7 protein-coding genes, 1 tRNA gene and 1 pseudogene are annotated in these 8,630 nt (G+C 64.9%); 5 read left to right on the forward strand and 4 right to left on the reverse strand.

All coding sequences use genetic code 11. The features are described from left to right. Window positions 1–184: 184 nt before the first annotated feature. Window positions 185–397 carry a hypothetical protein gene (locus tag EN852_RS23470; RefSeq protein ID WP_127877396.1) on the forward strand — a complete coding sequence of 71 codons (213 nt, stop codon included), beginning with the start codon at window positions 185–187 and terminating at the stop codon, window positions 395–397. 21 nt (window positions 398–418) lie between these two features. Here the strand turns inward: EN852_RS23470 and EN852_RS23475 are convergent. After that, window positions 419–495, reverse strand: a tRNA-Arg gene (locus tag EN852_RS23475). Between the two features lie 212 nt (window positions 496–707). Further along, entirely contained in the window at window positions 708–1,643 is a 936-nt protein-coding gene (locus tag EN852_RS23480; RefSeq protein ID WP_127877397.1) for a DUF1003 domain-containing protein, read from the reverse strand. Between the two features lie 481 nt (window positions 1,644–2,124). On the opposite strand from EN852_RS23480, the gene EN852_RS23485 reads away from it, so the two are divergent. Beyond that, window positions 2,125–2,574 carry a universal stress protein gene (locus EN852_RS23485; protein ID WP_127877398.1) on the forward strand — a complete coding sequence of 150 codons (450 nt, stop codon included), beginning with the start codon at window positions 2,125–2,127 and terminating at the stop codon, window positions 2,572–2,574. 294 nt (window positions 2,575–2,868) lie between these two features. On the opposite strand, the gene EN852_RS23490 is transcribed toward EN852_RS23485, so the two are convergent. After that, entirely contained in the window at window positions 2,869–3,924 is a 1,056-nt protein-coding gene (locus EN852_RS23490; protein WP_127877399.1) for a D-alanyl-D-alanine carboxypeptidase family protein, read from the reverse strand. A gap of 562 nt (window positions 3,925–4,486) precedes the next feature. Between EN852_RS23490 and EN852_RS23495 the strand changes: the two genes are divergently transcribed. The 3 genes and pseudogenes from EN852_RS23495 to EN852_RS23505 all read left to right on the forward strand — a co-directional run bounded on the left by EN852_RS23495 (window position 4,487) and on the right by EN852_RS23505 (window position 8,177). Next, window positions 4,487–6,400: a methyl-accepting chemotaxis protein gene (locus EN852_RS23495; RefSeq protein ID WP_127877400.1), complete on the forward strand. Its 1,914-nt coding sequence runs from the start codon at window positions 4,487–4,489 to the stop codon at window positions 6,398–6,400. A 207-nt stretch (window positions 6,401–6,607) separates the two neighbouring features. Further along, window positions 6,608–6,852 (forward strand): annotated as a pseudogene (locus tag EN852_RS23500) (GIY-YIG nuclease family protein). Between the two features lie 218 nt (window positions 6,853–7,070). Next, complete coding sequence (locus EN852_RS23505; protein WP_127877401.1) at window positions 7,071–8,177, forward strand: hypothetical protein; 1,107 nt, start codon at window positions 7,071–7,073, stop codon at window positions 8,175–8,177. Window positions 8,178–8,340: 163 nt separating this feature from the next. Here the strand turns inward: EN852_RS23505 and EN852_RS23510 are convergent. Further along, a partial coding sequence (locus EN852_RS23510; protein WP_135879549.1) for a transposase occupies window positions 8,341–8,630 on the reverse strand: 290 nt, incomplete at its 5' end.

Below are 8,630 nucleotides of genomic sequence, written 5' to 3' on the forward strand. Positions count from 1 at the left end.
CAATGGCCATTGACATTTGGTTATTGGGCGCGCCGGAGGAGATGAAACTGAGTACTGCCATGTTATTTTGGCGCCTATCAATTCTTAACGCTCACCACTGAACGCACGCTCAGTCGGGGTACGAATGTCAGCGCCAGTCGCCGGTCGCAGTGCGACCGGCAGCACATTCGAAACGGAGGCTCAAATGCCAGTTGTCCAGGAAGAATCTTCGGCCGACGTCCAATCACGTCCTGACGAAATCAAGTCGGTTTTCGATCTGCGTTTGGGTAAGCATGTTACCTTGCAAGGCAGTGCCAGGATAACGCCCGCAGGTGTGATCAGCGCCGGAATCGCGGTCGCCGTCATGGCGCTTGCGCTGGGTTATCTGGCTTCGTCGGGTAGGCGTCGCAGGCAATAAGGTGAGATGCCCGGCTTTTGTTGGCGCACCCGACAGGATTCGAACCTGTGACCTCTGCCTTCGGAGGGCAGCGCTCTATCCAGCTGAGCTACGGGTGCTTCCCGGGAACCGGAAAACGAACCGGCCGGTGAGCCGGCCAGCCACGGCTTCTTAGCGGAAGCCGCTGCGGGCTTCAACGGGCAATTGGCGATTGTGAGGGGGCTGGTGGGTTGTCTGTGTAACCGATGGGCTATCGGAGAGGGCGCTCCCCTCTCCGTCTCGGCTTCGCCGAGCCACCTCTCCCCACTTCGTGGGGCGAGGAACTTGGCGCTCACCCCCCCACCTTCGCCGTCTTGCGCCGCGCCGCTCTTGTCGCGCGCTTCACCTTCTTGGCGCCGGTCAGCTCGTGCATGGCGTCCAGCTGCATCTGCTGCATTTCGGCCAGGCGCTGCCATTGGCGCGAGATGAGGTAATCGAGCTTTTCGTGCAGGTGGCGCACTTCCAGCTCGGCCTTGAGGTTCACCCGGTAGTCGTTGAAGGAGCGCAGCCGGTCTTTGGCTTCCTGGCGCTTCTGGCTCATCATGATCACCGGCGCCTGGATGGCGGCGATGCAGGACAGCACCAGGTTGAGCAGGATGAACGGGTAGGGGTCGAAGGCGTTGGTCGTGCCGGCCACCAGGTTGATGCCGATCCACAGCAAAAGCACCGCCGCGAAGGAGATCAGGAACCACCAGCTGCCGCCGAACTCGGCCATGGTGTCGGAGACGCGGTCGGGGAAGGAGCGGTGCTCCTCATATTCCTCTTCCGAGTTCTCCGAGATCGTGTCCTGCTTGGCGATCGATTCCACCACCTGGCGGTCGAGCTCGGAGAATTCGCCGTGCTCCTGCTGCAGCAATTCCTCCATGTAGCGCATGCGGTAGCGGCCGAGCTCCTCGCGGCTGATGCGGGCACCGCGCGGCAGGTCAGGATGGTCGGAGCGGATGCGGTCGGCGAGGCTGGGCCTCAGATCGTCGATGCGCACCAAGTCGCGCTTGCGGAATTTGCGCCCTGATATCGCCGAGGGTTTCTTCTTGGGCTTGATCCGGGCCGTGCCCGGAACATGCGGTTCGGCGTGCGGCTCGGAATCCGGCACCTCCGGCGCTTCGAGGATCTCGTCGGCGGCTGCCTGCGCATCCTCGGGCACGGTTTCCGCCTCGAGATATTCGCCGGCGACATCGTCCTCGTTGTCGGCCTTGATCTGCGCGGATGCCTTCGGGTCGCCTGCCATGGTCGGTGCTCCTGTTCGAGGCTTTGTGGGTACGATACGCCAAGCCGGCGCGGCATATCCATGGTGAGTGTGAAGAGTGTGTGACGGAACAAGTTGTTGTGATGGGGCAAGGCTTGCCCGACCCGCAATCGCATAGGCCGGCGCAGCCCCCTCTCCGTCTCGGCGCTGCGCGCCGATCCAGCTCTCCCCCGCTTTGCGGGGGCGAGGAAACGCCAGTCGCCAAGGCCGCGACCTCGCAAGCTTGGGTTCCTCGCCCCGCGGAGCGGGGAGAGGTGGCTCGGCGAAGCCGAGACGGAGAGGGGGAGCGCCGCCGGCGATTTCATGCCCCCTGGCGCAATCGTCTTCACCGCCTGGCCTTGATCCACATCAAACCGGCCCCTGTGGCGGGCCTGATAGGCTGACTATATCGACATCAGGCCTGACTGTTCAGGCTCCGCCACCAGGGCGCGCGCGGCGCCCCGAGAAATGAGGGATCGCCACCATGTACAAGAAAATCCTCATCGCCACCGACGGTTCGGAACTCGCCCAGAAGGGCGTCGCCCACGGGCTGGAGCTGGCCAAGGGCCTGGGCGCCACCGTCGCCTTTGTCACGGTCTCGGAGCCGTTCCCGACGCTTGCCTGGGGTGGCGCCATGGCGGGCTATGTCGCGGCCGACGAGCTGGTCAATTACGAGGAAAGCGCGCGCAAATACGCCAGCGAGCTGCTCGGCAAATGCAAGGCCGAGGCGGATGCGAAGGGCGTCGGCGCAAAAACCCTGCATATCGAGAACCGCACCCCCGCCGAGGCGATCCTTGAGGTCGCCGGCGCGGAGGGCAGCGACATCATCGTCATGGCCTCGCACGGTCGCCGCGGAATCGGGCGCCTGGTGCTCGGCAGCCAGACGGCGGAGGTGGTGTCGCTGACGAAGATTCCGGTGCTGGTGGTTCGGTAGGGTCCAGCGATTATTCAGGTGAAGCCGGCCTGCGCGGGGCGAGGCCTCCAATGAAGTCGTCATTCCAGGGCGGAGCGACGCGAAGCGTCGCGCAGACCCTGGAATCCATGCCGTTACGCCGGCCGAGGAATGCAGCGGTGCGGAAGGAGGCTGTCTGCGCTGGCGCTCCGGTGCCATTGTCTGGACCGCCGCGAGGTTCACAGGTCACGGCATGGATTCCAGGGTCTGCGCGCGTCGCTTCGCTCCTTGCTCCGCCCTGGAATGACGAGGCGCTGGCGTCGGCTCCGCCCCGCCCTACTGCGTCGGCAGCAGCGGCGCGCCGGGTGATGCCAGATCCGGCGACGGAAAATCGGATGCCGGCTGGCCCGGAGCCGTCGACGCGGGCGTCGGCTGCTGCGGCGGCGGCAACCCTGGCAAAGCCGAGTCCGCCTGCGGCAAGCCGGGCGGCGGCGAAGCCGGCTGCCGTCCGGAATACATCAGCCTCGGCTGGCCGGCATCCGCGATCGTCGGTCCGAGACTCCGCTGGATCAGCGCCTCGACATGGTCGTTGCGCTGGCGCGCGCTATCGGCACCCATCACCACCACGATCAGGTGCCGCCCGTCGGCATTGTAGGAAGTGACGATGTTGTAGCCGGAAGCCCTTATGTAGCCGGTCTTGATGCCGTCGACGCCGCGCACGCGGCCCAGCATGTCGTTGTGGCCGCGCACCAGCCGGCCGCGGAACATGAAATCGCTTTCGGAGAAATAGTGGAAATGTTGCGGGAAGCGCTTTTCCAGCGCCATGCCCAGCACCGCCATGTCGCGCGCCGTGGTCACCTGGCCGTCGTCGGGCAGGCCGCAGGCGTTGCGGAAATTGGTGCCACTCATGCCGAGCGAGCGCGCCTTGGCGGTCATCATCGCCGCGAACTGGTCCTCCGAGCCGCCGCCCAGATATTCGCCCACCGCCACCGCCACGTCGTTTGCCGACTTAACCACCATGGCGCGGATGGCGGAATCGACGTCGATCGTCTCGCCGCGCCTGAAACGCAGCTTGGTCGGCGGCTGCGAGGCGGCGTGGTCGGAAACCGGGATCCGCGTTTCCTTGGTCACCCGGCCGCTCTCCAGCGCCTCGAACAGCATGTAGAGCGTCATCATCTTGGTCAGCGATGCGGGATAGCGCTGCGATCGCGAATTGACCTCGAACAAGGTCTTGCCCGTCGAGGCGTCGACCACGATCGCCGCATATTTCTGCGGCTGCGCCGGCACGGCAAGCACGCTTTCAGGCGGCGCCGCCGTCGTGCAGCCGGCGACCAGCGCGAGCAATGCCAGCACGGCGATGAGTTTCTGGAGGAGGGGGAAGGTAGGGGGCAAGACTGTTCTAAAGCTGTTGCTGAGATGCGGCGAAGCTAACGTAACCCATGTGCGACGTCCAACTGGTTAACGGGGGGAAGAAGGCATTTGCCCAGGTTTTGGGGGTTGGCGCCGTCGGCGACAAGCCTGGGGTTCCTCGCCCCCGCCAGAGGCGGGGGAGAGGTGGCCGCGAAGCGGACGGGAAGCCGATTGCTTGGCTTTCCGGGCGACGAAAGCCCGGCAGGGCAGAGGGGGTGCTGTCCTGGCGTCTCAAGGCTGGGGTTCCTCGCCCCCGCCAGAGGCGGGGGAGAGGTGGCCGCGAAGCGGACGGAGCGGGGGCTTCGTAGGGCGCTCCCCTCTCCGTCTCGGCTTCGCCGAGCCACCTCTCCCCACTGCGTGGGGCGAGGAACCTTGATCTTGCAGCGCCGCGATCCTTCACACCCCTCTCTGTCCTGCCGGACATCTCCCCCGCAAGGGGGGAGATCAGATGTCGCGCAGGCTTTCGCCAACCGCCAGCATCGCTTTTGCCATCCGCCCCGGCTTTCCGCTAATATGTGGCGGCTTGGATATTGGGGGTATCGGCATGTCGGAAATCGCCACGGGTACGACCTCGTTGCTCAGGGCCTCGCTCAGCCGCACCGGCAAATGGGCGGCGAGCTTTGCCTTCATCAGCGGCGCGGTCGGCGACGTGCTCAATCCGCTCGGACCCTTTGCCGCCTACATTGCCCTGGTCGCCGCCGTCGCGGCCATCATCATCGCCATCGCCATGGTGCTGCGGCTGGTGCTGGCCGCCAAGGCGATGCCGGCGCTGATCTTCGCCACCAGTGCGGCGGCCATCGCCGGCGGCGTCTACGGCATCCAGCAGGAAACGAGTTCGCAGAACGGCGTGATCGCCAACCTCGTGCCGGCGGTCGCCGAGCTGCAGCAGTCGCTCGGCATCGTCTCGCAGAAGGTGGCGAAGATCGAGCAGACGGTCACCCAGACGCAGAAAACGGTCGAGGAGGTCAAGAAGTCGACCGACACGGTCGCCAAGACCGCGCAGGAGATCGCTTCCGCCCAGCAACAGCAGACCGCGCAGGGCGCCGAGACGCAAAAAACCGTGGAGGCGGTGAAGCAGACCACCGATACGGTCGCGCAGAAGACCGAGCAGATCGCTTCCGCCCAAGAGCAGCAGACCGCGCAGGGGGCGGAGACGCAGAAGACCGTGGAGGCGGTCAAGCAGACGACCGACACCTTGGCCGCCGGCCAGCAACAGCAGCAGGCGCAGGCGGAAAAGCTGCAGGCGACCACCGAGCAGATCGCCGCTTCGATCGACACGATCGCCAAGGGCTTCGCCCAGCTTTCGGCACAGGGCGGCGCGATCGCCGATCCCAAACGTCCGGACGAATTCTACCACAATGCCCGCGTCTACGAGCTTGCCGGCGACATGCTCAATGCCCGCCGCTCCTATCTCGCCTTTGCCGGCTTCGACGTCGACGCCATCGACCCCTACACGCGCTTTGCCACGCTGCTCCGGGTCCAGGACGGCAAGGCCGGCGCCCGCGAAGTGTTTGGCACGCTGGCGGAAAAGGCCAAGGCGCCGTCGATCAAGCTCGTGCATCTCCTGCAGTTCGACGACGCGCAGCGGCTCGACAAGCTCAACGCCTTCATCGCGGCCAACCCGGATTACGCGCCGGCTTACTTTCTCTTGGCGCAGGAATTCTCCGAGGATCGCCTCGGCAGCCAGACGCTCGCCGACAAGCGCAGCGAGGCGCAGGCGCTGACCAAGTTCGTCTCCTACGAGAAGGATGGCGGCCTGCTCAAATATTTCGTCGACCAGACGCAACTGGCCGACTGGCTGGACCGCAGCCGCAGCCGGCTGACGGCGTTGGGCGATGTGCTCGACCCCTCGCGCTTCGTGCCGACGCTGACGCCGATGCGCTCGAACGATGGCTGGTCGATGACGATCTCGCTGCCCGAGCCGGCGACGGCGATCTCCTGGCGGCTTGGCGATTCCGGTCCGTTCACCGACACCGGGGTTATGGCGATGAACGACCAGCGCACCGGCAAGCCGATGCCCAATCCAAGCTTCGAATTGCCGGACAGCACGGCCGCCACCACCATCGCGATCAAATATCTCGACATCCGCGGCCGCGAAACCGGCCCGTTCGACATTCGCTTCGACCCCGACAGCTCGCTGCAGCAGGAGAACAAGCAGGTCCTCGATCAGTTCTGGACGTCGTGGATCGCCTTCGATTCCGGCGGCAATCGCGGCCTGGTCTATTTCACCCAGATGCTGTCCTACCGCTGCGCCATCAAGGAGGTGCATTACAGCCTGAACGGCACGGCGCTCGACAAGGAGATCAAGATGCCGCCCTGCGACGCCAAGGACCCCTACGCCATTCCCTCCGACTACCAGCCCTATTTCAAGGTCAAGGACGACGTGAAATCGATGGCGGTACAGGTGACCTACACGGATGGCACAAAGTCGCCGGTGCGGGAGTATAAGCGGCAGTAGGTCGGTTGGGGCGAATGTCTGCGTCGGCTCTCTTCCCCTCTCTTGCGATTTTTATCGCGCGTGAAGCAGCAACATATCTTCGTCATTCTAGGGCGGAGCAAGGAGCGAAGCGACGCGCGCAGACCCTAGAATCCATGCCGTGACATTGGCCGTACAATGCAACGGCCCAGAATAGCCGTTGGCGTTAGCGCCAGGTAAGATCGCCGCATGACAGGCTATGTCTACATGACCGCAAGCCAGAAAGGCGGCACAATCTATATCGGTGTCACCAACGACCTTGCTCGCCGGATACCCGAGCACAAGACAGGCTAAGGCGCCAGATTCACTGGCCGTTACAGTGTGCAGCGTCTGGTCTGGTACGAGGATTATGTCGACATCAGCGCTGGCCACGGCAGTGGAAGATTGATTTGATCGAGAAGACCAATCCGGAGTGGTTCGAGCTCTTTTGCTGAATTGGCTGGTGAGCGTTCTGGACCGTGGCGGCTCTCGATCGTCACGGCATGGATTCTAGGGTCTGCGCGCGTCGCTTCGCTCCTTGCTTCGCCCTAGAATGACGAAGGACAGGTTGGCAGGAGCGGAAGCGCCTGATGCAAAATGCCTGCCATCCCGCTTGCATATCCGGGACTCGACAGGCTTTCCTGCCGCCTGGCAAGATTCGCGGGAGGCATTCATGGACGCCGTCACCATCAACGCAAAGGGCATCTCCGTCTCGCTCGATCTCGCCGTCGGCCACATCGCCGCCATGGAGGTCGAGGCCGACGACCGCGTCCTGAAGCCGCTGCATCGCGCGCCCTGGGTCGGCTCGCCGCGCGAGACATTGCCCGCGAACCTGCCTGAAGGCACTGTGCGCCTCTCTGGCGATTTTCTCTGCGCGCCTTTTTCCACAAGCGATGTCGAGCCCGCGCCCCTGCATGGCTGGCCGGCCAACAGCGAATGGGACGTCATCGCGAACGCCGCCATTGCCGGCGGACGGCGCGCCGTCTTCCGGCTGCGCCGCAAGGTGATGGGGGCCTCTGTCGACAAGGTCTTCACGCTGCGCGACGGCCACCCTTTCCTGTACCAGGAGCACATCTTCTCCGGCGGCTCCGGCGCCATCTCCGTCGCCCATCATCCGATGACGGTCATGCAAGGCGGCGGCCGCTTGGCCTTCTCGCCGAAACGCGTGGCGGTGACCCCCGCGACGCCGCTGGAGCCCGACCCCGCGCGCGGCCGCTTCATGCTGGCCTATCCGGCCCGCGCCGCCGACCTCACGCAGTTCCCGCTCGCCGCCGGCGGTACCACCGACCTCACCGACTATCGCATCGAAGACAGGCGCGAGGATTTCATCACGCTGGTCGAGGCGGATCACGGCGGCCCGGGCTGGACGGCGATTGCGCGGCGCGCCGAGCAGGACCTGGTTCTGGTGCTGAAGAACCCGGCCGAACTGCCGGTGACGATGCTGTGGTTCTCCAATGGCGGCCGCGACTACGCGCCCTGGAGCGGCCGCCATCTCGGCGTGCTCGGCATCGAGGACGGCCGCAGCGCGATCGGCCATGCCGCCTCGCTTGGCGACAATTGGCTGAAGCATGAAGGCGTGGCGACGGCCTTCGCGCTGGCCGAAGGGCGGTCGGTGTCGTTCCGCCATGTCATCGGCGCGGTTCCGTTTGCGGATACCGATGCGCCGGGCGGCATCGAAGCCGCGTCCGATCGTTTGCGGATCCTTGCCTCGAACGGCGCGGCGAAGGAGGTGCCTTTCGACGGCGGCTTCCTGCGCATCGGGCGTTCGGCTCCGGCCTGAGAGGTCGGCCAGAGCCCCAGAATTCGTCATTCCAGGGCGGAGCAAGGAGCGAAGCGACGCGCGCAGACCCTGGAATCCATGCCGTTACCTCGGCCGAAAGATGCAAGCGGAGCAGAATTCTGCACCGTCGCAGCTCGTCGAAGTCACGGAATGGCAACTGTGTTCATGCGAATGCGGTTTTGTCGCGAATGATCGCGTTGAGGACGACCAGGAGCTTCCTTGCGACGGCGATGATGGCCAGTTTCTTGGACCCCGAGCGGGCAGCAAGCGCTGTGTAGAATGTCTTGAAGCGCTCACAGGTTCTGATGGCGGTGAGGGCTGCCATATAGAGGGCGCGGCGCACGCGTGATCGCCCGCCCTGGATCTGGCTCCTGCGGTTGAGCTTGCCGCTCTTGTTGTCGAACGGGGCAAGGCCGACGAGCGCGGCGATCGCCTTGGGTGAGCGCTGGCCGA

This window comes from Mesorhizobium sp. M2E.F.Ca.ET.209.01.1.1 (assembly GCF_004010375.2).
In the GTDB taxonomy this organism is placed as follows: Bacteria; Pseudomonadota; Alphaproteobacteria; order Rhizobiales; family Rhizobiaceae; genus Mesorhizobium.

Bases quoted from the DNA above. Each gene is read 5' to 3' on its own strand.
- EN852_RS23470 (WP_127877396.1), top strand. From the start codon at position 185: ATGCCAGTTGTCCAGGAAGAATCTTCGGCCGACGTCCAATCACGTCCT.
- EN852_RS23480 (WP_127877397.1), bottom strand. From the start codon at position 1,643: ATGGCAGGCGACCCGAAGGCATCCGCGCAGATCAAGGCCGACAACGAG.
- EN852_RS23485 (WP_127877398.1), top strand. From the start codon at position 2,125: ATGTACAAGAAAATCCTCATCGCCACCGACGGTTCGGAACTCGCCCAG.
- EN852_RS23495 (WP_127877400.1), top strand. From the start codon at position 4,487: ATGTCGGAAATCGCCACGGGTACGACCTCGTTGCTCAGGGCCTCGCTC.
- EN852_RS23505 (WP_127877401.1), top strand. From the start codon at position 7,071: ATGGACGCCGTCACCATCAACGCAAAGGGCATCTCCGTCTCGCTCGAT.